The sequence below is a fragment of the Pseudomonas sp. B21-021 genome (genome assembly GCF_024749205.1).
In the GTDB taxonomy this organism is placed as follows: Bacteria; Pseudomonadota; Gammaproteobacteria; order Pseudomonadales; family Pseudomonadaceae; genus Aquipseudomonas; species Aquipseudomonas paraglycinae.
Genome location: NZ_CP087192.1, coordinates 4,411,231 through 4,435,405, shown reverse-complemented (window position 1 = coordinate 4,435,405; position 24,175 = coordinate 4,411,231). Strand labels below are relative to the sequence as shown.

Here is a 24,175-nt window from a genome sequence, read left to right as displayed (position 1 = left end):
TTGAGGCCGGCATTGCCGGCCTCAATCGTTTTTCGGCAACTCAATCACAAACCGCGTCCAGCCCTGAGCCGATTCGCAATGAATCTGCCCGCCATGGGCCCGGATGATCGACTGAGTAATCGCCAGCCCCAATCCCGCATGCTCGCTGCTACCTTCCTGGCGCGCCGGATCCGCCCGGTAGAAGCGGTCGAACAAGCGCGGCAACAACTCGGCAGAAATCCCCTCGCCACTGTTCTCCACCGTCACGCTCAAGGATTTCGCCTGCTCGGCCACCCGCACGCGTACTTCGCCGTCAGCAGGGGTAAAGCGCAACGCGTTATCCAGCAGGTTCGACAGCGCCCGGCGCAACATCGCGCGATCACCCGCAAACCGCCCCGCACCGTCACGGCTCAGGCTGACCTGAGCGTCTTCGGCCAGCGGCGCAAAAAACTCCAGCAACGCATCGGCTTCTTCCGCCAGCTCCAGCGGTTCACGCTTGGGCACCAGCAAACCGTGGTCAGCCTTGGCCAGATAAAGCATGTCGTTCACCAGCTGCGCCATCCATTGCAGCTCTTCAAGGTTGCTGTGCAGTGCCTCGCGATAGTCTTCGAGGGGGCGAGGGCGGGTGAGAGTGACTTGAGTGTGGGTCAGCAGGTTCGACAGCGGTGTGCGCAGCTCATGGGCGATGTCGGCGGAAAACGCCGAGAGCCGCTGAAAAGAGTCATCGAGGCGTCCGAGCATGGCGTTGAAGCTGTGGGCCAATTCCCCGAGTTCTGCGGGCATCCGCGCTTCCGGCAGTCGGGCATTCAGCGATTGCGCCGAAATCCCACGGGCCACCGCACTCATGCGACGTAACGGGCGAAGACCGCTGCGGGCCGCCCAGGCACCGAGCAGTGCAGTGGCCAGCGCCGACAGGCCGACGGTCAGCCAGATCAGATGCTGCATGCGTTGCAGGAAGTGCTGGTGGTGGGTGATGTCCAGCAGCAAGGTCAATTGCGGGGAATCGGGTTTTTCCGGTTCAAGTGCGGCGTTGAGCAGGCGATAGTCGGTGCCGTTGTCGTTGATGGTGGCCAGACCGGGTTGCTGCGGCAGGTTTGCCGGGGCGTGCAATGAGCGGCCGAACCAGCGTTGCCCCTCAGGGCTGCTGATGCGCAGCGAGACATCGCCCTGCTGGCTCAATTCATCGGTGATGTGCGCGGCGTCGCTACCACTCAGCAGCGTCTGACGCACACTGAGCAGTTTTCCTTCGAGCAGTTGCTGGTCGAGCTCGATGAAGTGGCCCTCGCTGGCCCGATTGAAAACAACCCCGGCGACCAGCGAAACCACTGCGGTACAGCCGGCGAACAGCAGCGCCAGCCGACCGCTCAAGGACAGTCGGCGCATCAGTCGGCACGCTCTTCAAGGACGTAACCCATGCCGCGTACGGTGTGAATCAGCTTGTGGGGGAAGTCGTCATCAATCTTCAGACGCAGTCGACGAATCGCCACTTCGATCACATTGGTGTCGCTGTCGAAGTTCATATCCCAGACCTGCGAGGCGATCAGCGATTTGGGCAGCACTTCGCCCTGGCGGCGCAGGAGCATTTCCAGCAGGGCGAACTCTTTGGCGGTGAGGTCGATGCGTTGGCCGCTGCGTTCGACCCGGCGGCGAATCAGGTCCAGGCTCAGGTCGGCCAGGCGCAGACTGGTTTCCTGAGGCGTGGAACTGCCGCGGCGCAACAGGCTGCGCACCCGCGCCAGCAATTCGGAGAAGGCGAACGGTTTGACCAGATAATCGTCGGCGCCCAGTTCGAGGCCGTGAACCCGGTCTTCAACAGTGTCCTTGGCGGTCAAAAACAGGATCGGCGTTTCCAGGCCGGCGCTGCGCACCGCTTGCAGAATCTGCCAGCCATTGCGACCGGGCAGCATCACGTCGAGGATCAGCAGCGCATAGTCGCCGCTCAACGCCAGTTGCTGGCCGGTGGTACCGTCGGCCACCAGTTCGGTGTTGAAACCGGCCTCGGTCAGGCCCTGGCGCAGGTACTGGCCGGTTTTGGGTTGGTCTTCGACGATCAGCAGTTTCATGGGCGACTCGGGTTGCGGGAACGAGGACGTTATACCGTGGGCAAACGCGGTGAGCGCCAACCTGACAAAGTTGTAATCTCCCTGTCAGGTCGCTGCCAGCACAGGCGGGCTAGAGTTTCCCACAGGCTGAACCTTGATTTGTTGGAGTACGACTATGTTTTTGCGTAACCGTCTGGCCCTTGCCGCGTGTCTGCTGGCGCTGAGTTCGCCGCTGTGGGCATCGCCGGCGCACACCTATGACTTCGGCCAGCCGGCCCCGGCGGCCAAGGCCACCCGCAGCATTGAAGTGGTGATGGGCGACATGAGCTTCGATCCGAAGGCGATCGAGATCAAGGCCGGTGAGACCGTTCGTTTTGTGCTGGTGAATAAAGGACAGTTGCTGCACGAATTCAACCTCGGCGACGCAGCGATGCATGCAAAACATCAGCAAGAAATGTTGCAGATGCAGCAAAGCGGCATGCTTACGCCGACCGGCATGAAGGAAATGTCCCACGACATGGCGGGCATGGATCACGGCTCGAAGGGGCATGGCATGAAGCATGACGACCCCAACAGCGTGCTGGTGGAGCCGGGCAAGACCGCCGAGCTGACCTGGACCTTCAGCAAAGCGGTGAACCTGGAATTTGCCTGCAACATTCCCGGGCATTACCAGGCCGGAATGGTCGGCAAACTGACTGTCAGTCAGTAAGCACTCAAAGGCGGGAGCAAAGGCTGGTAGAATCCGCTGATTCTTCAGTCAGGTTTCCGCCATGCATCCCGCAGCCGAACATTCGCCGCTGGGCAAATCCAGCGAATACATCGCCACGTACACGCCGTCCCTGCTGTTCCCGATTCCGCGCACTGCGAAATGGGCCGAGCTGGGCCTGACCGCCGAAACCCTGCCGTATAAAGGCGTGGATTTCTGGAACTGCTTCGAGCTGTCGTGGCTGCTGCCGTCGGGCAAACCGGTGGTGGCGATCGGTGAATTCAGCATTCCGGCGGACTCGCCGAACATCATCGAATCCAAGTCGTTCAAGCTGTACCTGAACTCGCTGAACCAGACGCCGTTTGCCGACATCGCAAGTCTCGAAGCGACGCTGGTCAAAGATCTGTCCGCTGCTGCCGGCAAGCCGGTGGGCGTGCGGGTTCGCAGCCTGAAAGACGTCGAAGCTGAAGGCGTCGTGGCGTTGCCGGGCGTGTGCATCGACGATCTGGATATCAGCGTCAGCAACTACGAGCATCCGCGTCCCGAACTGCTGCGCTGCGACGATTCGCGGGTGGTGGAGGAGAGCGTGCACAGCCATCTGCTCAAATCCAACTGCCCGGTGACCAGCCAGCCGGACTGGGGCAGCGTGGTGGTGGAGTACCGTGGCGCGGCGCTGGATCACGCCAGCCTGCTGGAATACATCGTCAGCTTCCGCCAGCACTCGGACTTCCACGAGCAGTGCGTGGAGCGGATCTTCCTCGACCTGCAGCGCCTGCTGAAACCGGAAAAACTCACGGTGTTCGCGCGTTACGTGCGCCGGGGCGGGCTGGACATCAACCCGTACCGCAGCACTGAAAGCGTGCAACTGCCGAACCACCGTCTGGTTCGTCAGTAACCCGCCTCGCGGACATGAAAAAGCCCTGCCAGTGATGGCAGGGCTTTTTTGCATTCGCGGGTTTCAGATACCCATGCTGTGCAGGGTAGTAGCAATGTTGCGCAGAGTACCGGCGATGGTTGGGTGTTCGAGTTCAAAGCGTTCGACCGCCAGGTTCACACCATCGGCGATACTGTTTTCCTGAGTGGACTGTTCCAGTTTTATCTCGGATTCGATCTGCGCCATCAGGTCGTGCAGATGTTCGCGCTCTTCTTCGGTGAGCGGCGGAGTCTGATCCAGTTGCTCGCGCAGGGCAGTGAGCTGTTTTTGCAGTTCTTGAGCGGGCATGGTTGTTTCCTTTTATCGAGAGGCACTGGCATAGACCGCAGCCGTGCGCCAAAGGTCTATGGCTCTCCTTAAGACTAATCCACTCTTGGCCAACCTGCATGATCCCGGTCAGGGCTTTTCGCCTTTGAGACGACGCAGGCTGATGTCCGCCAGACAAGTGTCGAGTTCGCCCAGATGATCGATCACCGAGTGCACACCCAGGCCGAAAAGTTGCACCGTCGCCTTGCCGCGCAGCTGTTCGCGTTCCTTCTGACTCAGGGCCTGCCATTCGCTCGGCGCCAGCCCGCACAGTGAACCGCACGACGCCAGGCCAATGGTCCACAGCCCGGCATTGAGGCCCGATTGCAGCAGGCGCGGTTCGCCGCTGACCAGCACGCAACCGTCGAGACGATCGACATTCAAGCTCATCAACGCTTGCCAACAGGCATTGGGCGCGGGCCATGGATTGATTGTTGCCGAATGTTGCGACGGTTTGATCCAGTCGGGCAGCGCCGATGAGAGGACTTGAGTGCATGCCGTGGACAGCTCATCGAGCCAGGCACAGGGAATTTGCTGGCGTTGCAGGCTGCGCAGGCTGTCGAGGGCACCGGGTGTGACGTCGGCGTGTTCCGGGCCGACGCTGGCGTGATGACGGGCGCGGGCGCCGAAGTCCACCAGACAGCCGCTGAGTCCGAACAGCACGGCGGTCAGCGTCGGTGCCGCGAGGGGCAAGGCTTCGGCTTGAGGCATGGAAAACGTCCCTGAAATAGCGATCAGGCTAGGCAACATCGGTGACAGTTGCATGACAGGCCAATGACGAAGCGTCCTACAGAGGGATTCACCGGGGAACTGCCTAAAGCGGCGTTTCCGTCTTATACTGACGCACTTAACGTCGCGGCCCAGGTGCTGCGTCCGTACTATCCAAGGAGTTTTCTATGCGCTGGAGCCATCCTCTTGCTCAGCTTTGTGTATGTGCCAGCGTGATGCTGGTGCCGTTCGCCGCTCAGGCCGCAACGGAAGAAGACCCTTGGGAAAGCGTCAACCGTCCGATCTTCGAGTTCAACGATTTCGTCGACACCTATGCGCTGAAGCCTCTGGCGCAGGGCTACGAATTTGTTACTCCGCAATTCCTGGAAGACGGCATCCACAACATGTTCCGCAACGTCGGTGATGTCACCAACCTGGCGAACAACATTCTTCAGGCCAAACCGGCTGCCGCTGGTGTCGACACCGCGCGCCTGATCTTCAACACCACTTTCGGCCTGCTCGGTTTCTTCGACGTCGGCACCAAAATGGGCCTGAACCGCAGCGACGAAGACTTCGGCCAGACCCTCGGCTACTGGGGCGTTGGCAGCGGTCCTTACGTGATGCTGCCGCTGATGGGCCCGAGCACCCTGCGCGACGCGCCGTCCAAGTACGTCGACAGCTTCACCGGCCCGTACCGCTACATCAACGATGTGCCGGTGCGTAACTCGATTTTCGGCCTGAACATCGTCGACACCCGCGCCAGCCTGCTGTCGAGCGAGAAGCTGATCAGCGGCGACAAGTACACCTTCATCCGCAACGCCTACCTGCAGAACCGCGAGTTCAAGGTCAAGGACGGGCAGGTCGAAGACGATTTCTGATCTCGATTGATCAGTACAAAAGGGCGACCGCGAGGTCGCCTTTTTTGTGGGCGCGACCAATGATTGGGTTACCGAAGAACCCGTTCTTATAACTGCGAGTGATTTGACAAACAAAGTCTCCAAGCGACCATCGGCGCATGCTTGAAACGCTCGAAGGATGGGAGTACCGTCTGCGCCTTAGAAGGGCACCTCTGGTACAACCGTGTGCGGGGCAAACGCTCCGAAGCGGTGCAGCAGAGAGGCTAGAAAGCGAATCCAGTAGTCTGCGCCGGGCCGTTGCCCCGCCTGCTACGCCAACCTAATTCTGGCGCCGTTTGCCCACATGCCAAAAACCAGTGCCACGCTGCTGATAATCGATGATGACGAAGTAGTGCGCGCGAGCCTCGCGGCCTATTTGGAAGACAGTGGTTTCAGCGTCTTGCAGGCCAGTAACGGCCAGCAGGGTCTTCAGGTATTCGAGCAAGACACGCCCGACTTGGTCATCTGCGATCTGCGCATGCCGCAGATGGGCGGTCTCGAACTCATCCGTCAGGTCACTGAGCGGTCACCGCAGACACCGGTGATCGTGGTCTCGGGCGCCGGCGTGATGAACGACGCGGTCGAGGCCCTGCGCCTGGGCGCGGCGGATTACCTGATCAAGCCTCTCGAAGATCTGGCCGTGCTCGAGCACTCCGTGCGCCGGGCCCTGGATCGTGCGCGTCTGCTGCTGGAAAACCAGCGCTACCGCGAGAAACTGGAAAAGGCCAACCGCGAACTCGAAGCCAGCCTGAACCTGCTCCAGGAAGACCAGAACGCCGGTCGCCAGGTGCAGATGAACATGCTGCCGGAAAGTCCGTGGGCCATCGACGAATTCAGGTTTGCGCACCAGATCATCCCGTCGCTGTACCTGTCGGGTGATTTTGTCGACTACTTCCGGGTCGACGAGCGCCGGGTGGCGTTCTACCTGGCGGATGTATCGGGTCATGGCGCTTCTTCAGCGTTTGTCACCGTGCTGCTGAAGTTCATGACTACGCGCCTGCTGTTCGAATCCAAGCGCAACGGCACGCTGCCGGAATTCAAGCCTTCGGAAGTCCTCGGTCATATCAACCGGGGGCTGATCAGTTGTAAGCTGGGTAAACACGTCACAATGGTCGGTGGAGTCATCGACGAGGAGACCGGTTTGTTGACCTATAGCATCGGCGGCCATCTGCCGTTGCCTGTGTTGTACACGCCTGACAGTGTTCGCTACCTCGAGGGGCGCGGTCTGCCCGTGGGGCTTTTCAATGAAGCCACCTACGAAGACCACGTGCTTGAACTGCCACCGACGTTCAGCCTGACGCTGATGTCTGATGGCATTCTGGATCTTTTGCCAGAGCCCACACTCAAAGAGAAAGAAGCCGCTTTACCGCAAAAGGTGAAGTCGGCGGGCGGCAGCCTGGATGGTCTGCGGCAGGTTTTTGGATTGGCCACGCTAGGGGAGATGCCGGATGATATCGCCCTGTTGGTGTTGAGCAGGAATCTTTGATGAGTACCGGTAGAATCCAGTTCGCCGAGCAGGACGGCACCTTCGTCCTGAAGTTCGTCGGTGAAGTTCGCCTGACCCTGTGTTCGGCGTTGGATGCGACTATTGAAAAAATCTTCACCGCGCTGAATTTCAACGCGATCGTGATCGATTTGACCGAAACCCGCAGCATCGACAGCACCACGTTGGGCCTTTTGGCCAAACTGTCGATCCTGTCGCGGCAGAAGGTCGGCCTGCTGCCGACCGTGGTCACCACCCACGAGGACATCACCCGTCTGTTGCAATCGATGGGTTTCGAGCAGGTGTTCAATATCGTCAACCATCCCGTGCCGTGCCCGGAATGCCTCGATGACCTGCCGGATCAGGATCAGTCGGAAGAGGTGGTGCGGATCAAGGTGCTCGAAGCGCACAAGATCCTCATGGGCCTGAACGATTCCAACCGCGAAGCGTTCCATGACCTGGTGAATGCCCTCGAACGGCACTGATCAGCCAGACCGCGAGGCACAAAAAAGGGCGAACCTGTAAGGGTTCGCCCTTTTTGCGTTTGCGCTCGGCCGATTACAGCTTGGCTTGCAGCAGCGCCTCGAGTTTTTCCTGATCGCGGGCAAACTGACGGATGCCTTCGGCCAGTTTCTCGGTGGCCATCGCGTCTTCGTTGGACAACCAGCGGAATTGCGCTTCGTTGAGGCTCAGGCGCGCTTCGCCAGCGTGGCCCGGAGCGAGTTTGCGTTCCAGCTTGCCGGTGTCGGCTGCCAGTTTCTCGATCAGGTCCGGGCTGATGGTCAGGCGGTCGCAGCCGGCCAGTTGCTCGATCTGGTTGAGATTGCGGAAGCTCGCGCCCATGACCACGGTCTTGTAGTCATTGGCCTTGTAGTAGTTGTAGATGCGCGTCACGGACTGCACGCCCGGATCGTCGGCACCGGTGTAGTCGTTGCCGTTGGCCTTCTTGTACCAGTCGTAGATGCGGCCCACGAACGGCGAGATCAGGAACACGCCGGCATCGGCGCAGGCCGCGGCCTGAGCGAAGGAGAACAGCAGAGTCAGGTTGGTCTGGATGCCTTCCTTTTCCAGGATCTCGGCAGCACGGATGCCTTCCCAGGTCGAGGCGATCTTGATCAGCACGCGGTCACGGCCGACGCCGGCCTTGTCGTATAGCTCGATCAGGCGATGGGCGCGCTTGAGCACCGCGTCCTGGTCGAACGACAGGCGCGCATCCACTTCGGTGGAAATGCGGCCCGGAATGACCTTGAGGATTTCCTGACCGACCGCGACGCCGAAACGGTCGCTGGCCAGGCCGACATCGCCCTTGCAGTCGCGCACGCTGGCATTCAGCAGTTCGGCGTAGGCCGGAATGGCCGCTGCCTTGAGCAGCAGGGAAGGGTTGGTGGTGGCGTCGACCGGTTTGACCCGGGCAATCGCTTCGAAGTCGCCGGTGTCGGCCACGACGGTGGTGAACTGTTTGAGTTGTTCCAGCTTGGAAGTCATGAGCGTGCTCTGTCCTATGGGTCTGGTGACATTACCCGAGCGTCGGCAGCCACTCAAGGGCATGTCGGCGTATCGAGCGCCCCGCTGGCAACAACCTGAAAACGGCTGTTTGAAAGGCGGGGCGCGTTATCGATCAATACGATGCCAAAAAGAACCACAGGTTCAAAGCAACCGACCCGCTGTACGGCCTAATCGGCGTTCAAATGCGTCGAGACCGCCGCCTGTGCCGGTTTCGGCTGGCCATCGGAGGTCAGCAGGCCGAAATTCTTCTCCCGGTCGTTGCTGCCCGACTCGCTGTTCTTCCATTCGTAAATCGACGTCAGCGGGATGTTGAGTTTTTTAACATCGGCGATGAACGCAGAGATTTTACTGGCTTGCCCTTCCGGTCCGCCGTTGGAGGCGAGCGCCGAGATACCCCATTCACTGATGACGCCCGGCAAATGGAAGTTTTGCTGGATGAAGGTCTGCGCATTGCTGATCTGTGTCGCGGTCATGCCGTAAGGGTGATAGGAAATGGCATCCAGGCACTGCGGATAAGTGCCGAGAATGCTGTTGAGTGCCACGGTCGAAGCGGAGCCGGCCGTCGGCGGGCGGGCGAATCCGAATCCCACCAGGGGCGTCGATTGCGGCTTGCCTTGCAGCGTCTTGCACATGGCCGTCATGAACGGCACGAAGGTGTTTTTGAAGTCTCCGGTGGGCCAGTAGGTGTCGAGATCCGGTTCATTCCAGATTTCGATTCCCACCAGTTGCGCGCTCCAGGCTTGCTCAAGCCCCGTCACCGCGTTGGCGAACGCTTCACCGGCGGTTGTCAGGTCGCCGGTCAACGGTTTGGTGGCGCGCACGGTCATCAAGACCGGCAAGCCGGCAGACCGCGCCGCCGCGAACGCATCGCTGATCTGCTTCTGATAGGCCTTGGCACCTAGGCTGTCGCTCCACACGCCGAAGCGCACAAAGCTGAATCCAGCCGCTTTGATCTGCTCGGCGTCGGCCGGGGTGAAGTTCTGGATCTTGACCTGTACACCGATGGTTCTGGCGGGCAGTGACGGGAACAACGCGCTGGCGTGAACCTGCGCGGTAGTACTGAGCATCAACAGGGCGGCGGCACCAAGATGTTTGAGATGTGCTGATTTCATGTCTGCTCTCCTGATGAGAATGACATCTAGCCAATAGTTATCTCGTTGCCTGTATTTCGATGACGAAGAGGGCGCGAAGTGCACGAATGTTATTTTTTGTCGGAAAACTTTCGCCCGAAAATCACAGTTATTTTTAGTCCGGTAATTCTGGTTGGGGGACTTTTAGAGGCCGTGGTACTTAATGCACCGGTATTAACGGGTGAATCTATTTCCGAGTGAAGGAAGGTCTTGCGGGTTCATTCGAATTTGCAGGGCATGTTGGCCGATTGACATTACACGGGAAAGTAAACCTTGTTCAAAAAGATTCTTGTCGTTTGCGTAGGCAATATCTGCCGAAGTCCGACAGCGGAACTTCTGTTGCGCAATGCACTGACACCTTCGGCGATCAGCGTGACCTCCGCAGGCCTGTCTGCACGGGTCGGCGAAGGCATGGAGTCGACCGCACGCCAGGTTCTGGAAGACCGTGGGCACAGTGCCGACGGATTCAAGGCACGGCAACTGACAGCGGACATCGTCAATGAATCAGACCTGATTCTGGTCATGGAAAAACAACATGTTAATCAAGTACTGAAGATTGCCTCTCACGCCAGGGGCAAAGTGTTTCTGCTGGGCAAGTGGCAGAGCGAACGAGAAATACAGGACCCGTATCGTCAGGGGCAAGCCGCTTTTATTCATGCCCATGCATTGATTGAAGATGCTGTTAGCTCATGGGCGCAACGCCTGGCGCGTTGATGAATATTCTTCAGTTCAGTGAATGGTAAGAAAGACTTATGCAGTTACCGTCAGTAATCGGCACCCGCGACAACGATCAAGACAGTATTGATCTTCTCGGCATCTTCGGCAGCCTGATCGATCAGAAATGGTTGATCGGTGCGTTCACCGGCGCGTTCATGATGACCGGTGTGGCTTACGCGATCTTGGCCACGCCGGTGTATCTGGCCAACGCGCTGGTGCAGGTCGAGCCGAAAAAGAACGACATGCTCGGTTTTTCCGACCTCAACAGCATGCTCGGCGGGCAATCGCCGTCGGTGACCGAAATCGGCATCATCAAATCCCGCGCGGTGATCGGCAAGACGGTCGACGATCTGCGCCTGGATATCGACGTTACCCCCAACACTTTTCCGTTGATTGGCGGCTTTCTCTCTCGTCGCTATCGGGGTGAGACCGAACTCAGCGTCGCGCCACCGCGTTTCGGCCTGAGCAGCTACGCCTGGGGCGGTGAGCGCCTGGAGTTTGCCAAGCTCAATCTGCCCAAGGAACTGCTGGGCAAGAAACTCACCTTGATCGCTGGCGAGCAGCATCGCTTTCAACTGCTCGACGACAACGACAACCTGCTGGTTGACGGCGTGGCGGGCGAAGCCTTCGCGCAGGACGGCGTGGAAGGGCAGGTCGCGCAACTGTTGGCCAACCCCGGGACCCGTTTCGAAGTGGTGCGCTACCCGCGAATCGTGACCATTCAGGGTTATCAGGACGCGCTGGACATCTCCGAGCAAGGCAAGGAATCGGGGATCATCCGTCTGGCCCTGGCCAGCAGCGACGCCGCCGAAGCGGTGAAGATCTTGAACAAGATCGCCTCGCTGTACGTGGATCAGAACGTGCGCCGCACCTCGGCCGAAGCGGCGCAGAGCCTGGCCTTCCTGCAAAGCCAGTTGCCCCAGGTCAAACGTGATCTGGCCAAGGCCAGCGATGCGCTCAACGCCTACCAGACCCACGGCAAGACCGTGAACATCTCGCTGGAAACCCAATCGGTGCTCGGTCAGTCCGTCGCGCTCGAAACGCGAATTTCCGAGCTGAAACTGCAGCAGGCGGAGATGGATCGCAAGTTCACCAAACAGCATCCGGCCTATCGCGCGCTGATGACCCAGATCGGTGAACTGACCCAGCAACAGCGCTCGCTGGAAGGCAAGGTTCAGGACCTGCCGGCCACGCAGCAGGAATTGCTCAACCTGACCCGCGATGTTGAAGTCGCCTCGCAGATCTACACCCAGTTGCTGAACAAATCCCAGGAGCTGGACATCATCCGCGCCGGTGCCGTGGGTAACGTGCGTCTGGTGGATACGGCGGATGTTGACCTGACCAGCCCGGTCAAACCGAAAAAAGCCCTGATCGTGTTGATCGCTACGTTCCTCGGCGCCTTCGTCGGCGTGGCGCTGGTGCTGTTGCGCAAATCCCTGAGCAAGGGCCTGGAAGGGCCGGAAGCCATCGAGCAGCTCGGCTTGCCGGTCTACGCGTCGATTCCCTACAGCGCCCTGCAACAGGAAGAGGACAGCAAAAAAGTCCGCGCCAAAGTCGCGGCAGACACGCCGGCGTATCTGCTGGCCCTGCGCAACCCGACGGACCTGTCCATCGAATCGATCCGCAGCCTACGCACCTGCCTGCACTTCGCGGCGCTGGATTCGACCAACAACCGCATCATGATTTCCGGCCCTAGCCCGCAGGTCGGCAAGACCTTCGTCTCTTCCAACCTCGCGGCGGTCATGGCCCAGAGCGGGCAGCGCGTCGTGCTGATCGACGCCGACATGCGCAAGGGGCATCTGCACAAGACCCTGAACACGCCGATCACCAACGGCCTGTCCGATCTGCTGGTCAAGCGCTGCACCCTCGATCAGGCGATCAACAAGGTCGAAGTCGACAACCTGCACTTCATCAGCCGTGGCCAGGTTCCACCGAACCCTTCCGAACTGTTGATGCACGCCAATTTCCGCGAACTGCTGGCGCAACTCAGCGAGCGCTATGACGTGGTGATCATCGACACGCCACCACTGCTGGCCGTGACTGATGCGGCGATTGTCGGTCGCGAAGCCGGCATCAGCCTGATCGTCGCGCGGTTCGGGGTGAACCCGGCCAAGGAAATTGAAATGACGATCCGTCGTTTCGCCCAGAACGGTATCGAGTTGAAGGGCGCAGTGTTCAACGGCGTCGAGAAGCGTGCGGCCAGCTATTACGGCAACGGCAGCTATTACAACTACGAATACGCGTCCGACCAGTCCTGAAATTCAGCGACGGTCCTTACAGGCATGAAAGTGGGTGAGTTGTGAAAAAAATACTGCACGTGGCGGAAACGATCAAAGGTGGGGTGGCGACGGTCATCCGCACGATTTCGGCGGCTCCGGAAGACGGGCGCTATGAGCTGGTGTATCTGGTCCCGCTCGACCAGAAGAAAGAACTGCACGGCATCGATGAACAGCAGATCCGCACCTTCGCCCGAAGCGGGCGGAACGTGCCGTCGCTGCTGCGCTTTGCCTGGCAACTGGCGCGGGTCCTGCTCAAGGAAAAGCCCGATGTGGTGCATTTGCACAGCACCTTTTCCGGGGTGATCGGCCGTTGTGTGTGCGTGCTTTTGCGGCCGTGGCGCAAGCCGAAAATCGTCTACTGCCCCCATGCGTTTTCGTTCCTGATGGAAAGCTCGCCGATCAAGCAGAAGGTCTACGCGTGGATAGAGCGAGTGCTGCAGAAGGTCACGGACAAGATCATTTGCGTCAGCCAGTTCGAGCTGGACAAGGCCGCGAAGTTTGGCATCGAGCGCCAGCGCATGACGCTGATCTACAACGGCATCGATCACAAGCATGACGAACGCAAGGCCAACGATCCGGCACCGATTCATTTGCTGTTCGTCGGTCGCCTCGACTACCAGAAAGGCTTCGACGTGTTGCTCAAGGCCTACAGCGAAGCAAAACGTAGCGACCTGAAACTGACGGTGGTGGGCAGCGCGGTGAACGAGGACGTCGTCGAATGTCCGCCGCTGGACGGGGTGGAATACCTGCCCTGGGTGACGCCAACCGAAGTGCACGCGCTGTATCAGCAAGCCGATGCGCTGATCGTCCCGAGCCGCTGGGAAGGTTTTGCCATGGTTCCGCTGGAAGGTATGGCGCTGGGCCTGCCGGTGATCGCCAGCGACTGCACGTCGTTGCCCGAGCTGGTCACCCATGGCGTGTCCGGTTACGTGTTCCCCGCCGGTGATCATCAGGCGTTGGCCGATCGGCTGAAGAAAATCCAGAAGCCTGCATTGTCGGCCCTCGGCATCGAAGGTCGGCGCATCGTCCGCGAGCGTTTCAGCGCCGCGTTGATGATCCGCCAGACCTACGACGTGTATTCCGCTCCCTCTTATTAAGTAGAACTCCGCTCATGAACGTAACGATTTTGCATGGCTACAGTGCCTCCAACTCCGGCGATGGTCTGCTGGTCGATCTGGCCATTGCGCTGGTGCAGCGCAACTTTGGCGAAGACACCGCGATCAGCGTTGTGGCTTCCGATCCGGACTCTTTCAAGTACCTGCCGCACCCGCGTTTCGACGCGCCGGTGATGGCGGCGAAGGGCCTGGGTCGGGTCAAAGAAGCGGTGTTCCTCAACCAGTCCTACGCGGGGCTGGCGGATCTGTTGAAGAAAACCGATCTGATCGTCGGCGTCGGCGGCGGCTACATGCGTTCGAAGAGCGCCTTCGAGCACATCAAGCTGAAACTCGGCCACGCCAAGCAACTGGAAACCGCGATCCTCAGCAAAGTGCCGTCGGTGTACCTGCCGCAAAGTATCGGGCCGTTCCACGGCGACAGCGACAAGATCGTCGGCCACTACGCCAGCGCCGATGCGGTGTTCGTGCGCGATAACCGTTCCTCGGCGCTGTTCGATGCTTGCGAGAATGTCTACCGCGCACCGGACCTCGCGGTGCAGGCGCTGGCCGGCAAGATCCTTCAGCAACCCAAGTTCACCCGCTGCGCCTCGACGCCGGCCACGGTGTGCGTGGTGCTACGCAAGCCGCCGGCATGGAGCAAGGAAAAGAAACTTGCCTACGTGGCCAACCTGAAAGTGCTGCTGCAGCGTTTGAAGAACAAAAGCAAAGTGGTCTGCGCCGTACAGAGCGCCGTGCGCGGTAACGATGACGGCGCGTTCTATCGCGAACTGGGCATCACCGAAGACCTGCTGCCGCTGAAGGCGACGCTGGCCAAATACCAACCGGACCTGGTGATTTCCGTACGCCTGCACGGCGCGATCGAATCGCTGCTTTCGGGGGTGCCGGCGTACCACATCAGCTACGAACGCAAAGGCTTCGGCGCCTATCAGGACATGGGCGTCGAGGACTGGGTCATCAACGGCGGCGACATCAATGTCGACACCATCATCGACACCGTTTACGCGCCTGACGCGCTGTCGAATTTCGGCAAACGCCTGACCGACACCTGCCGCGAGATCGAGGCGAAAACCGTGGCCATGGACGACATCATCAAGGGCGTCATTCGATGATATTCCGGCTGTTGCTGCGCGGCGGAGCACTGGGCGCGAAGTTCTTGCTGGTGCTCGCCATCACCCATTACCTCGGTTACGAGGCGCTGGGTTTTTACGGCGTGGTGGTCGCGGCGTCGTTGATCGCGTCGAAGTTCTACAGCGTCGGTTTCAGTTCCGAGATCAACCGGCTGATCAGCGTGGGCGGCAGTTCGCGCCGGGTCGTGGACAAGGTGCTGCTGCTGTACCTGGCCGTGGGTCTGGCGTTGTCGGTGCTGACGGTGGTGATTTATTCGCTGTTCCAGTCGGTGGAAGCGACGGCTGCGCTGATCGCCTGCGTGACGCTGGTGCTGCTCACCGAACACCTGTCGTTCGAGATCAACTCGTTCGTGTTCTCCGCGCAGAAAGCCACGGCGGGTGCGTTGCTGTTTTTCATCAAGACCGGGCTCTGGGCGCTGCTGGCCGTGGGCGGAATGGCGCTCGGCTGGGTGTCCGCAATCGCCAGCGTGCTGTGGCTGTGGGTCATCGCCAACGTGCTGGTGATCGTCGCCGGTTACCTGATCGTGGTGAATGTCCATCGTGGGCGGGAAGAGGGGACGCTGGCGACGGCGGCCGTGTGGAAGGCCGGGTTGCCGTTTTACCTCGGCACTGGCCTGATCGCACTGAGTCAGTACGCCGAGCGCTTTCTGATCATCGACCTCGAACCTTACGCCAGCCTCGGTAAATACGTGTACGCGTGGTCGGCGGCCAACACCTTGCAGGCGTTGTCTTACGCGGTGGTGGCGGTGGTCGGCATTCCGCTGCTCGCCAAGCGTTATCAGGCCGATCAGCAACCGTTCACGGTCCGGCAGTTGTTCGTGAACAAATGGGTCGCACGGTCGCTGGCGGTGTCCGCGGCGGTCGCGGTGGGCATTTATCTGTTCTTCAACGTGGTGCTCGACTACGTCGCCACCAGCGTTCCGCGTCCGGACAACGGCATTCTTGGTGTGCTGATTTTCTCCTTCGCCCTGCGCGCCATTGGCGACATCGTCTGGGGCGGGTTGATCGCCTCGAAAAACAGTCGGGTGTCCCTCGCCAGTGCGGCTATTTGTCTGTTGGTTTCAGTGCCGGTCAGTTACCTGCTGATCAAGCACTATTCGATCTACGGCGCGGCCTGGGGCAACGTCTTTGCGATCATCGTGCAGCTCGCCGTGATTGCGCTGCTGACTCGTGCCACGCGCGCGAAAAAGGCTGTCGTGTCATGGGCCTGAAACTGCCGTGCATCGAGTTTCGCGGCCGCCGACTCGATTCCTCGCTGTCGTTCCTGATCCTGTTCACCGGGCTGTTTCTGTCGGTGGCGATGCCGCTGCTGATTCCCCGCGATCCGGGCCCGGATGCGATGACCCTGTGGTCGTCCTACGCCCGGGCCGACAACTGTAATTTCTGGAACCCGTTCTCGCCGGATCGCTCGTCCTACGAGTGTTCGGCGTTCCTGCTGCGGCCCACCGGGATCAACCTGACCAACGCCTGGGCCTACGGGATGTTCTGCAACTTTTTCCTCACGGCGATTCCCGTGGTGGTGTTCCGGCGCATGCCGCTGACCATCTTCGGAACCCTGTGCCTGTGGGGCATCGTCCGTTCGTTTTTCCTGGAAAACCTGACCAAGGAAATCATTGTGTCGGTGGCGGTGCTGAGCATTCTGTTCAGCTCGCTGACGCGCAAATATCGCGGCGGATTTTTCCTTTCGGCGGTGATCTACGGCGTGCTGATCCGGCCGTACTGGATCCTGTTTTCGCTGTCGTGGGTCGGCGTCTGCGTGATGAAGAAATACGTCTCGCGCACCACCTTCTTCCTGATGCTGTTTCTGTTCTACCTGGCGGTTGCGATGGCGATCCAGCTGGCGCTGGGCTTTCCGGTGTCGTCGATTCGCGCCAGCAACAACGAACTGCGCACGGCGGGCGAGGAGGGTTCCAAATCGCTGATCGTCTCCTGGCTAAGTGGCAGTGACTTCGTCTCGCAGGCCCTGGACTCGATGATCATTTTCTTCCGGTTGTCGTTCCCCGTTGAGCTGATCCTGCTGTCCGGGCCGGGTCAGGTGATCTTCGTGGCGTTGATGATCATGACCGCGCTGCTGCTGTTCAAAGTCATTACATCTACCGATTACAAGGGTGCGCCGATCCAGACCAAACCCAAGGAGCTGATCGCGATTCCATTGGCGTTCCTGCTGGTTCAAGGCTTGTTTGAACCGGACTTCGGCTCGTTCGCCCGGCACTTTTCGATGGTGGTACCGGTGCTGTTCGTGGGCCTGGGTCTGATGCTGCGGGCGAACAAACCGGTGAAGGTTGAATCAAGAATTCTGAATTGAGGCGGGTGCTTTATGTCGAGCAAGAAAAAGTCCCTGGAGATCGAAACCCTGCGTGGCCTGGCGTGCCTGTTGCTGGTGCTCTATCACGTGATCGGGCCGTTGGGCGGTGGTTTGAAAATCGACATCGGCTCGCCGTTCCGGGTGATCGCCGATTCGATGGTGTACGTGCGCATGCCGCTGTTCACCTTCATCTCCGGCTACATCTATTCCATCTACAAGATTCGCGGCAATGACTTTTCCGCGTTCTTCAGCGGCAAGGTGCGGCGCCTGATCGTGCCGCTGTTTTGCGTCGGTGTGCCGTTCTCGGTGTTGCAGGCGGTGGGGCCGGGCGTGAACAAGGATGTCAGCGTGATGGATGCGCTGTTGTCGTTCTATGTGCCGATCAACCACTTCTGGTTCCTGCAGGCGGTGTTCATTATTTTCATGTTTGTCGGCCTGCTGGAATGGCGCGGGCTGCTGCGTACACCGACGCGCCTGTATCTGTTGTTCGCGTTTGCGGCGGCGGTGTTTCTGTTGCCGCCGTTTCCGCTGGACGCATTCGGCATCAACGGGGCGATTTATCTGTTGCCGTTCTTCGTGGCGGGCATGATCGGCCAGGAGAAAGTCAGCGAGCTGAAGCAGACGTTCAAGGTGATCGGCCCGCTGGTGTTTGTGCTGATCTCGCTGACGCTGCTGTACGTGGCGTCGGTGGACCGCGAGCTGATCGTCGACCGCCGCAGCCTCATCGGCCTGACGGTGGGCTGCGTGTCCTGCCTCGCGTTGCTGTCGAGTGACATGCGCTCGAAGGCGCTGACCTGGCTCGGCGGTTACTCCTACGCGATTTTCCTGTTTCACGTGTTGTTCGCCGCCACGTCGCGCTCGATTCTCGGCCGCTTGGGCGTGAAAGACGAAAGCGTGCTGGTGTTCTGCGGCGTGACGTGTGGCTTGCTCGGGCCGGTGGTGTTGTCGATGATTTTCAGTCGGTTCAATTTCACCTCCGTGCTGTTCCTCGGCGAACGTGCCGCGACCAAAAAGAAACCGGCGGCGACCATCGCTCCGGTGGCGCAGATCCGATGAAGGAAGCGATCCATGCTGGCTGTTGATGATGTGCCGCCAGTGGCGGCGTCGGTGGTGCAAATCGGCGACGCTCGCGAGCGGTTTGGCCAGTGGCGTGAAGGCAAGGCCGGTAAGGTGTTGTCGATCTCGGTGATCGGCGACAGCTACAGCGCCGGGCAGGATTTCTACCTGAACAAACTGGTGCAACGGGTGGCCGGGGAGGTCGGGTTTGCCGGGCCGGGCTACGTCGGCTTCAACCACGGCGCAGCGCTGGGTGGCACGCATTTCAAGTACACCCGCAGCAGCGAGAAATACTTCGGCGGCGACTGGCAGGTCTCCGGCCTCGGCCAGGCCAGCCCCGACAGTCGCACGTTGACCGGCCGCCCCGGCGCCTGGCTGCAAGTTGAGGCCAGTCCGACGCCTGCCATCAACACCGCCGTCACTCAGGCGAAACTGCTTTACCTCGGCAACGGTGAGTCCAGCGAGTTGCGTTATCGCTGGTCACCTTCTGCCGACTGGCAGCCGTTGAAACTCGCAGGCGAGGGCGTTCAGGAAGTCCCGCTGTCCGGCACGTCGGCAGCCACCGATTGGGCTTTCAGACTGGAAGTGGTGAAGGGCGCGCCGACCCTGTTCGGCCTGTGGCTGAGCAACGATCAGAACGGGGTTCGGGTGTCGAAACTGGCAGCGTCCGGCGCGGCGTCCGCTGATTTCTATCACGACGATGCCCGCTGGCAGGCGCAGTGGAAAGCCGTGGTGTCGAAGATTCCCGCAGACATTTACCTGATCATGCTCGGTGGCAACGACCAGGGTTTTGGCGTGAAGCCCGAGCAGTATTTGCACAATGTCCAGGGGCTGGTCGGCATGCTCCGCGAGATTCAACCGGCGGCGAGCATCAACCTGATCCTGCGTCAGGACACCACCCGCTCCAGCGCCTATCCGATGTCGGCTTATGCGCAGGTCATCGAGCCCTGGGCCCGTGAGCAACAGCTGGGTTATGCCAATCTGCAATGCGCGTTCGGCACCGACGTCAAACGCTACGCGGCGGCCATGATTGGTCCGGACAAGATTCATCCAGTGCCGGCCACGGGCGGGCGGGTGATTGCCGATTACTTCTATCGTTGGGTCGTGGGCGGACAGCAAAAAGTCTCGCCACAGGACAACTGTGGCGAGACTTCGAAGTAGCCGTCAGTTGTCGAACAGATCCAGATGGCTCAGCAGCTCTGCGGTTTTCTGCGGCATCAACTGCGTCACGCAACGGGTTTCCACGTTGACGATGATCGCCGGGTCGTTGCAGCAGATCCGCACGCGAAAACGCCAGTCGCTGAAAATCACCTTCAGGCCGTCGCGGTCATCGACCTCCAGCGCCTGTTCGCCGTAGATCCGTTTCAGGTGGGCGAGCAGGGGATACGGATCGCGGATCGCTCGGCGTATGTCCCCGGAGGAGGGAAACACGCCGATCCGGTCGACCAGCAGCAGGGTGCCCAGCCACGGGCCATTGGCGCTGGGCAATGGCTGATGGCGGGATAACCAGCTCATCACCCCGAGGTTGTCCACCTCACGTTCAATCTCTGCGGAATGTTGTGCAATGTTCATGGTTGCCTCGTTGGATGTGCGTGCTGCAATGAATCAGTGGGGGCCGCTCAGCGGCCCTTCAGGTAAACGTTGTCGTAGCAGAAGTTGGTCGCCTGCAGGTAACCCTCGGCGTCGCCGCAGTCGAAGCGCAGACCCTTGAACTTGTAGGCCAGCACGCAACCGTTCTGCGCCTGTTTCATCAAGGCGTCGGTGATCTGGATTTCGCCGCCCTTGCCCGGCTCGGTGTCGGCGATCAGGTCGAAGATGTCCGGCGTGAGGATGTAGCGGCCGATGATCGCCAGGTTCGACGGTGCGTCTTGGGCGGGGCCGGTTTTTACGCGGTTGACCGGGTGCTCGGCTCGCTGCGGGATCGCCTAACTTGTGGGTTGGTCGGGGGACTTCCTGCGTGGCGACGCCGACAACCGCTGTGGCTGCTCTGGTGTCGGCGTCCTTCGATGGCAGCGCCACGGTGTCGCAACAGCTGGGTCGTGATCGGGGCCCGCCCGGAGGAATCCGGTGGTGCGGCTCGTTCAGGGGTGTGGACTCGTTCGACAGCACAGTGGAGATTTTTCTATCTCGGTGCCGGAGCTGGGGTTGGCGAGTGTGGTCAGTGTTTTCCGGCGTCGCCTTCCCCGTCCGGCCCATGTTCGCTCCGCCTAGCCTTCACTCTCCAATCGGCAGGCTTGGTGGCGGCAAGAAACGCTTGCCAAACCGCCAGGTGCTCGCCGTGTTCAGCGATATCCATACATTTCCTTTCATCACAAGAGGTTCCTCCACGCCTATGTGACACGTCCTAACTGAGCGACATGCATTATTGTCACGAGCCGTCTTTTATTCTTTGACACCACACACCCTTATGATCGAGATATTACGTTTTCTCCTCTTTATGGTGCCACAATCCTTCCTCCTGCCTCCATGTACACACCTCAGACACACACCGTGTCTATGATAGTCTGTATTCCCTTAGAGGTGTATGTCACACTAGATCGCATTATATGTACACGCGTGTAAAATCGATCGAGACTGACCCCGTGGTATGAGCTACCTACCACACTGTTGCTTATTGTGCATCCATTCATAATTCGGTCATGTCCTGTATCCTTCCACCGCCTCGCTGAGCCCTCCATATCTTCCCTTGTGTCCACATGATGCATGTATCGTCCCTCGAGTTCCTGGCATGCTAAGTGCGGAAGTGTGCCCGCGTTGTCTGGGGCTACCGTTTATTCCCACATCTTCCTAGAATGTGTGACGCCACCTCGTGGCCGATCAAAGGACACGTCCTTTAGTATGTATTCAGTATTGTAATAGAAATATATTTAAGTAGCCACAGCGCGTCGAGACTTGTGAAAATGAGCTGTAGTCTCTAACGACCTTATGCTTCAATACGAGTGTCGTCTCTATTTGTCACGCACTGCATCCCGTTGTTGAAATCAAACACACCATTTAAACAAAAACCCCCAACACACGACAAGCACGACGCCAATGGGCGCACCTACTCACCCCGAGGATTAAGGTGTTCTGTTGACCTACGACACCTCGCCCGTGGTGTGGGATGGCCACGACTTATGTTCGTCCTAGCATATCCAGTGTGTATATGGCGCTAAATTGAAGATGTGGTTAGCCGCGAGGGGAGATTGGGTAGGCAGACGGACACTATATAGGTACTGATCGGCTCGACCACACCACACTTGCAAATACTTGAAGCAGGTTATGAAGTTGTAGTTCTGGATAATCTTTGCAACAGCAGCGACGCCGCCTTGCACGCGGTGGAAGCCATTTGCGGCAAAAGTGCGCTGATGATTCGCGGGGATGTCTGTGACCGGGCCCTGCTGGACCGGATTTTCCAGCAGCACGCCATCGATGCCGTGCTGCACTTCGCCGGGCTCAAGGCCGTGGGCGAGAGCGTGCGCAAGCCGCTCGAATACTACGAAACCAACGTCAGCGGCAGCATCACGCTGTGTCAGGCGATGGCGGCGGCGGGGGTGTTCCGGCTGGTGTTCAGCTCGTCCGCCACAGTCTACGGCGAGCCGGCGCAGATGCCGATTCGCGAGGATTTCCCGACGGGCAATCCGACCAATCCCTACGGCCAGTCCAAGCTGATCGTCGAGAACGTGCTGCGCGACCTGTGCCAGTCCGAACCGCGCTGGAGCATCGCTCTGCTGCGCTACTTCAACCCGATCGGCGCGCATCACAGCGGCCAGATGGGCGAAGACCCCAACGGCATCCCCAACAATCTGGTGCCTTACATCAGCCAGGTGGCGGTCGGCAGCCTGAAGGAATTGTCGATCTTCGGCGACGATTACCCGACGGTCGATGGCACCGGCGTGCGCGATTACATCCACGTCGTCGATCTGGCGGACGGGCACTTGAAAGCCCTGCAATCGATCGCCGACCGCACCGGCATTGATACCTGGAACCTCGGCACCGGCGACGGCTACAGCGTGTTGCAGGTGCTGCGCGCCTTCGAGCAGGCCTGCGGGCAGCCCGTGCCGTTCCGCGTGATGCCACGGCGTTCCGGGGACATTGCCGAGAGCTGGGCCGACGCCTCCAAGGCGGCGAAGGAACTTGGCTGGAAAGCCACGCGCAACTTGCAGGACATGGTCACCGACACCTGGCGCTGGCAATCGAATCATCCCCGGGGTTATCAGGGATGATGGCGTTTTAGTGCAATGTTAGTTTCAGTCAGGTTGTTAGATATCGTCGGGAAATTAGACTGGCAATGCCTTTTGCAAGTCCGTAGATATAAACCTGCCGTTCGACTTTTATCAGTTGGATAAGACTGTGAAAGAACAACGGATCTTGTTCGCGCTTTTTGCGACTTGAACTCTACCACCTCTAACGAACACCCGATGTTCAGGTGCAATGTTAGAAAGGAGTTGATATGAAGAAAGTGATGGCGATCGCCCTGTTGACGATGTTGAGCAACTGGGCCTCCGCAGCTGAAGCGCCGCTTACAGCAGTGACCAATGTATCTGGCAGTGTCGCGGCTTCTACAGCGCCTGCTGCCAGTACTGCCATGGTCGCCAGTGCTGTAGCGGCGTCCAACAGTGGTGGAAGTGCCAACGGCGGTACAACGGGTACCACCGGTACCACGGGTACAACCGGCACGCACAACTAACTGAAGTATCTGTTGGTGCAGTACAAGGTCGCCCGACGAAAGTCGGGTGACTTTGTTTTTGGATTCGCCCTTGAATAGCGTAGTGCCATTATGACCCGTCGTTTTTCTCTTTTATTGTTGGCAAGTATCGCTTTGCAAGGTTGCATGTTCTCCCCCGGCCAGTACCTGAGCACCAGTAGCATCACGCGCCAGGGCGCCAGCGAAAGCAGCCGGGTCGAGCTCATTCAGATCACCCCCAAGCTCATCGCCATGAACCGCGCCACGTACAAGCGTGAGTCGGTGCCGGCGGAGTTGTTGGCGACCCCGGCCGAATACCGCATCGGCAGCAACGATGTGCTGTACATCACGGTCTGGGATCATCCCGAGCTGACCGCCCCTTCGGGTGCGCAACAGCAGATCGACGCCAACGGTCGTCTGGTGCGCTCTGACGGCACGTTGTATTACCCGTACATCAAGGAAGTCCAGGCCGCCGGCAAAACCATCCAGCAACTGCGCTCGGACATCGAGCAACGCCTCTCGGCGTTCATTGCCGAGCCGCAAGTGGATGTCGCGGTGCTGCGTTTCGCCAGCCAGAAAGTCGTGGTCTCGGGCGCCGTCACCAAGGCCGGCCCCCAGGCGATTTCGACCAACCCGCTGAGCGTGGTCGAGGCCCTCGGTTCGGCCGGTGTCGATACCAACAATGCCGACTTGTCCGGGCTGATGCTGACGCGCAACGGGCGGGTCTATCCGCTCAATCTCGATGCGCTCAATCAGCAGGATTCCGAATTGCAGAACGTCTACCTCAAGGGAGGCGATCAGCTGTATCTGCCGTACAACGACAACAAGCGCATCTACGTGATGGGCGAGGTCAACCAGCCCCGTGCGCTGAGCTTCAAGACTGCCACCATGAACCTGTCCGACGTACTCGGCTCGGTCGGCGGCTTGAGCCAGACCACCTCCAACGGCAACGCCGTGTACGTGATTCGCGGGGTGGAAAACCTCGACGTGGAGCCGGCGAAAATCTATCAGCTGGAAGCCGAGTCGCCGACCGCCATGGCGCTCGCCTCACACTTCGAAGTGCGGCCCCAGGACGTGGTGTATGTCGGGCCTGCCAACGTGACTCGCTGGAATCGCCTGATCAGCCAGTTGGTGCCGTCGGCATCGATTGTCGGGACGGGGGCTTCCGCTGCGAAGAACTGGAGCGAATACAGTAACAACAGCAAATAAGGCCGCCGACT

At 59.7% G+C, this 24,175-nt stretch carries 23 protein-coding genes and 1 pseudogene; 16 read left to right on the top strand and 8 right to left on the bottom strand.

What is annotated here, in order from left to right; genetic code table 11:
* Nucleotides 1–21 precede the first annotated feature (21 nt).
* On the bottom strand, nucleotides 22–1,362 hold the full coding sequence (locus LOY31_RS19830; protein WP_258712111.1) for a heavy metal sensor histidine kinase: 1,341 nt from the start codon (nucleotides 1,360–1,362) through the stop codon (nucleotides 22–24).
* Complete coding sequence (locus LOY31_RS19825) at nucleotides 1,362–2,042, bottom strand: heavy metal response regulator transcription factor (protein WP_007951608.1); 681 nt, start codon at nucleotides 2,040–2,042, stop codon at nucleotides 1,362–1,364. Before LOY31_RS19825 ends, LOY31_RS19830 begins: the two co-directional genes overlap by 1 nt.
* Nucleotides 2,043–2,196: 154 nt before the next feature.
* On the opposite strand from LOY31_RS19825, the gene LOY31_RS19820 reads away from it, so the two are divergent.
* Both LOY31_RS19820 and queF read left to right on the top strand, forming a co-directional pair.
* A complete protein-coding gene (locus LOY31_RS19820) occupies nucleotides 2,197–2,730 on the top strand; it encodes a cupredoxin family protein (protein ID WP_258712110.1) in 534 nt (177 codons plus the stop codon).
* Nucleotides 2,731–2,791: 61 nt separating this feature from the next.
* On the top strand, nucleotides 2,792–3,622 hold the full coding sequence (gene queF, locus LOY31_RS19815) for an NADPH-dependent 7-cyano-7-deazaguanine reductase QueF (protein WP_085608218.1): 831 nt from the start codon (nucleotides 2,792–2,794) through the stop codon (nucleotides 3,620–3,622).
* 63 nt (nucleotides 3,623–3,685) lie between these two features.
* On the opposite strand, the gene LOY31_RS19810 is transcribed toward queF, so the two are convergent.
* Together LOY31_RS19810 and LOY31_RS19805 are read right to left on the bottom strand one after the other, a co-directional pair.
* The gene (locus tag LOY31_RS19810) at nucleotides 3,686–3,949 is read right to left on the bottom strand and encodes a DUF4404 family protein (RefSeq protein WP_085649294.1); all 264 of its coding nucleotides are present in this window, start codon (nucleotides 3,947–3,949) and stop codon (nucleotides 3,686–3,688) included.
* 108 nt (nucleotides 3,950–4,057) lie between these two features.
* Complete coding sequence (locus tag LOY31_RS19805) at nucleotides 4,058–4,678, bottom strand: HAD family phosphatase (RefSeq protein ID WP_221533877.1); 621 nt, start codon at nucleotides 4,676–4,678, stop codon at nucleotides 4,058–4,060.
* A 185-nt stretch (nucleotides 4,679–4,863) separates the two neighbouring features.
* On the opposite strand from LOY31_RS19805, the gene LOY31_RS19800 reads away from it, so the two are divergent.
* From LOY31_RS19800 to rssC, 3 genes are all read left to right on the top strand, one after another.
* The gene (locus tag LOY31_RS19800; RefSeq protein WP_085608221.1) at nucleotides 4,864–5,553 is read left to right on the top strand and encodes a VacJ family lipoprotein; all 690 of its coding nucleotides are present in this window, start codon (nucleotides 4,864–4,866) and stop codon (nucleotides 5,551–5,553) included.
* Between the two features lie 322 nt (nucleotides 5,554–5,875).
* Nucleotides 5,876–7,057: a two-component system response regulator RssB gene (gene rssB / locus LOY31_RS19795; RefSeq protein WP_041475374.1), complete on the top strand. Its 1,182-nt coding sequence runs from the start codon at nucleotides 5,876–5,878 to the stop codon at nucleotides 7,055–7,057.
* Nucleotides 7,057–7,539: an anti-sigma factor antagonist RssC gene (gene rssC, locus LOY31_RS19790; RefSeq protein WP_003226553.1), complete on the top strand. Its 483-nt coding sequence runs from the start codon at nucleotides 7,057–7,059 to the stop codon at nucleotides 7,537–7,539. Before rssB ends, rssC begins: the two co-directional genes overlap by 1 nt.
* 73 nt (nucleotides 7,540–7,612) lie before the next feature.
* Here the strand turns inward: rssC and tal are convergent, their stop codons facing one another.
* Together tal and LOY31_RS19780 are read right to left on the bottom strand one after the other, a co-directional pair.
* A complete protein-coding gene (tal, locus tag LOY31_RS19785) occupies nucleotides 7,613–8,539 on the bottom strand; it encodes a transaldolase (protein WP_258712109.1) in 927 nt (308 codons plus the stop codon).
* 188 nt (nucleotides 8,540–8,727) lie between these two features.
* A complete protein-coding gene (locus tag LOY31_RS19780; protein WP_258712108.1) occupies nucleotides 8,728–9,672 on the bottom strand; it encodes a glycosyl hydrolase family 5 in 945 nt (314 codons plus the stop codon).
* 291 nt (nucleotides 9,673–9,963) lie between these two features.
* Between LOY31_RS19780 and LOY31_RS19775 the strand changes: the two genes are divergently transcribed.
* From LOY31_RS19775 to LOY31_RS19740, 8 genes are read left to right on the top strand one after another with little or no spacing between them, the layout of a single operon-like run.
* Nucleotides 9,964–10,404, top strand: a complete 441-nt coding sequence (locus LOY31_RS19775) for a low molecular weight protein-tyrosine-phosphatase (RefSeq protein ID WP_258712107.1) — start codon at nucleotides 9,964–9,966, stop codon at nucleotides 10,402–10,404.
* 38 nt (nucleotides 10,405–10,442) lie between these two features.
* Nucleotides 10,443–12,665, top strand: coding sequence for a polysaccharide biosynthesis tyrosine autokinase (locus tag LOY31_RS19770; RefSeq protein WP_007951619.1), 2,223 nt, complete (start codon nucleotides 10,443–10,445; stop codon nucleotides 12,663–12,665).
* Between the two features lie 41 nt (nucleotides 12,666–12,706).
* Nucleotides 12,707–13,783: a glycosyltransferase gene (locus tag LOY31_RS19765; RefSeq protein WP_258712106.1), complete on the top strand. Its 1,077-nt coding sequence runs from the start codon at nucleotides 12,707–12,709 to the stop codon at nucleotides 13,781–13,783.
* Between the two features lie 14 nt (nucleotides 13,784–13,797).
* Nucleotides 13,798–14,910: a polysaccharide pyruvyl transferase family protein gene (locus tag LOY31_RS19760; RefSeq protein WP_007951622.1), complete on the top strand. Its 1,113-nt coding sequence runs from the start codon at nucleotides 13,798–13,800 to the stop codon at nucleotides 14,908–14,910.
* Entirely contained in the window at nucleotides 14,907–16,139 is a 1,233-nt protein-coding gene (locus tag LOY31_RS19755) for a polysaccharide biosynthesis C-terminal domain-containing protein (RefSeq protein ID WP_103386748.1), read from the top strand. The genes LOY31_RS19760 and LOY31_RS19755 overlap by 4 nt, the downstream gene beginning before the upstream one ends.
* Nucleotides 16,130–17,233 (top strand): hypothetical protein, encoded by a 1,104-nt coding sequence (locus LOY31_RS19750; protein ID WP_007951624.1) that lies wholly within the window; start codon nucleotides 16,130–16,132, stop codon nucleotides 17,231–17,233. The genes LOY31_RS19755 and LOY31_RS19750 overlap by 10 nt, the downstream gene beginning before the upstream one ends.
* Before the next feature lie 12 nt (nucleotides 17,234–17,245).
* Nucleotides 17,246–18,289 carry an acyltransferase family protein gene (locus LOY31_RS19745; protein WP_207983422.1) on the top strand — a complete coding sequence of 348 codons (1,044 nt, stop codon included), beginning with the start codon at nucleotides 17,246–17,248 and terminating at the stop codon, nucleotides 18,287–18,289.
* Nucleotides 18,290–18,301: 12 nt separating this feature from the next.
* Complete coding sequence (locus tag LOY31_RS19740) at nucleotides 18,302–19,450, top strand: GDSL-type esterase/lipase family protein (protein WP_258712105.1); 1,149 nt, start codon at nucleotides 18,302–18,304, stop codon at nucleotides 19,448–19,450.
* A gap of 3 nt (nucleotides 19,451–19,453) precedes the next feature.
* Here LOY31_RS19740 and LOY31_RS19735 read toward each other — a convergent pair whose 3' ends face one another.
* Nucleotides 19,454–19,861, bottom strand: coding sequence for a mannose-1-phosphate guanylyltransferase (locus LOY31_RS19735; RefSeq protein ID WP_230732050.1), 408 nt, complete (start codon nucleotides 19,859–19,861; stop codon nucleotides 19,454–19,456).
* A gap of 47 nt (nucleotides 19,862–19,908) precedes the next feature.
* Nucleotides 19,909–20,160: pseudogene (locus tag LOY31_RS19730) on the bottom strand (sugar phosphate nucleotidyltransferase); the annotation flags it as partial.
* A gap of 1,344 nt (nucleotides 20,161–21,504) precedes the next feature.
* Here LOY31_RS19730 and galE point away from each other — a divergent pair.
* From galE to LOY31_RS19715, 3 genes are all read left to right on the top strand, one after another.
* Nucleotides 21,505–22,494, top strand: coding sequence for a UDP-glucose 4-epimerase GalE (gene galE / locus LOY31_RS19725; protein WP_258713624.1), 990 nt, complete (start codon nucleotides 21,505–21,507; stop codon nucleotides 22,492–22,494).
* A gap of 227 nt (nucleotides 22,495–22,721) precedes the next feature.
* A complete protein-coding gene (locus LOY31_RS19720) occupies nucleotides 22,722–22,958 on the top strand; it encodes a hypothetical protein (RefSeq protein WP_003226528.1) in 237 nt (78 codons plus the stop codon).
* A gap of 90 nt (nucleotides 22,959–23,048) precedes the next feature.
* Nucleotides 23,049–24,164: a polysaccharide biosynthesis/export family protein gene (locus LOY31_RS19715; RefSeq protein WP_309475623.1), complete on the top strand. Its 1,116-nt coding sequence runs from the start codon at nucleotides 23,049–23,051 to the stop codon at nucleotides 24,162–24,164.
* Nucleotides 24,165–24,175 lie beyond the last annotated feature (11 nt).

Bases quoted from the DNA above. Each gene is read 5' to 3' on its own strand.
- LOY31_RS19830 (WP_258712111.1), bottom strand. From the start codon at position 1,362: ATGCGCCGACTGTCCTTGAGCGGTCGGCTGGCGCTGCTGTTCGCCGGC.
- LOY31_RS19825 (WP_007951608.1), bottom strand. From the start codon at position 2,042: ATGAAACTGCTGATCGTCGAAGACCAACCCAAAACCGGCCAGTACCTG.
- LOY31_RS19820 (WP_258712110.1), top strand. From the start codon at position 2,197: ATGTTTTTGCGTAACCGTCTGGCCCTTGCCGCGTGTCTGCTGGCGCTG.
- queF (WP_085608218.1), top strand. From the start codon at position 2,792: ATGCATCCCGCAGCCGAACATTCGCCGCTGGGCAAATCCAGCGAATAC.
- LOY31_RS19810 (WP_085649294.1), bottom strand. From the start codon at position 3,949: ATGCCCGCTCAAGAACTGCAAAAACAGCTCACTGCCCTGCGCGAGCAA.
- LOY31_RS19805 (WP_221533877.1), bottom strand. From the start codon at position 4,678: ATGCCTCAAGCCGAAGCCTTGCCCCTCGCGGCACCGACGCTGACCGCC.
- LOY31_RS19800 (WP_085608221.1), top strand. From the start codon at position 4,864: ATGCGCTGGAGCCATCCTCTTGCTCAGCTTTGTGTATGTGCCAGCGTG.
- rssB (WP_041475374.1), top strand. From the start codon at position 5,876: ATGCCAAAAACCAGTGCCACGCTGCTGATAATCGATGATGACGAAGTA.
- rssC (WP_003226553.1), top strand. From the start codon at position 7,057: ATGAGTACCGGTAGAATCCAGTTCGCCGAGCAGGACGGCACCTTCGTC.
- tal (WP_258712109.1), bottom strand. From the start codon at position 8,539: ATGACTTCCAAGCTGGAACAACTCAAACAGTTCACCACCGTCGTGGCC.
- LOY31_RS19780 (WP_258712108.1), bottom strand. From the start codon at position 9,672: ATGAAATCAGCACATCTCAAACATCTTGGTGCCGCCGCCCTGTTGATG.
- LOY31_RS19770 (WP_007951619.1), top strand. From the start codon at position 10,443: ATGCAGTTACCGTCAGTAATCGGCACCCGCGACAACGATCAAGACAGT.
- LOY31_RS19760 (WP_007951622.1), top strand. From the start codon at position 13,798: ATGAACGTAACGATTTTGCATGGCTACAGTGCCTCCAACTCCGGCGAT.
- LOY31_RS19755 (WP_103386748.1), top strand. From the start codon at position 14,907: ATGATATTCCGGCTGTTGCTGCGCGGCGGAGCACTGGGCGCGAAGTTC.
- LOY31_RS19750 (WP_007951624.1), top strand. From the start codon at position 16,130: ATGGGCCTGAAACTGCCGTGCATCGAGTTTCGCGGCCGCCGACTCGAT.
- LOY31_RS19745 (WP_207983422.1), top strand. From the start codon at position 17,246: ATGTCGAGCAAGAAAAAGTCCCTGGAGATCGAAACCCTGCGTGGCCTG.
- LOY31_RS19740 (WP_258712105.1), top strand. From the start codon at position 18,302: ATGCTGGCTGTTGATGATGTGCCGCCAGTGGCGGCGTCGGTGGTGCAA.
- LOY31_RS19735 (WP_230732050.1), bottom strand. From the start codon at position 19,861: ATGAACATTGCACAACATTCCGCAGAGATTGAACGTGAGGTGGACAAC.
- LOY31_RS19720 (WP_003226528.1), top strand. From the start codon at position 22,722: ATGAAGAAAGTGATGGCGATCGCCCTGTTGACGATGTTGAGCAACTGG.
- LOY31_RS19715 (WP_309475623.1), top strand. From the start codon at position 23,049: ATGACCCGTCGTTTTTCTCTTTTATTGTTGGCAAGTATCGCTTTGCAA.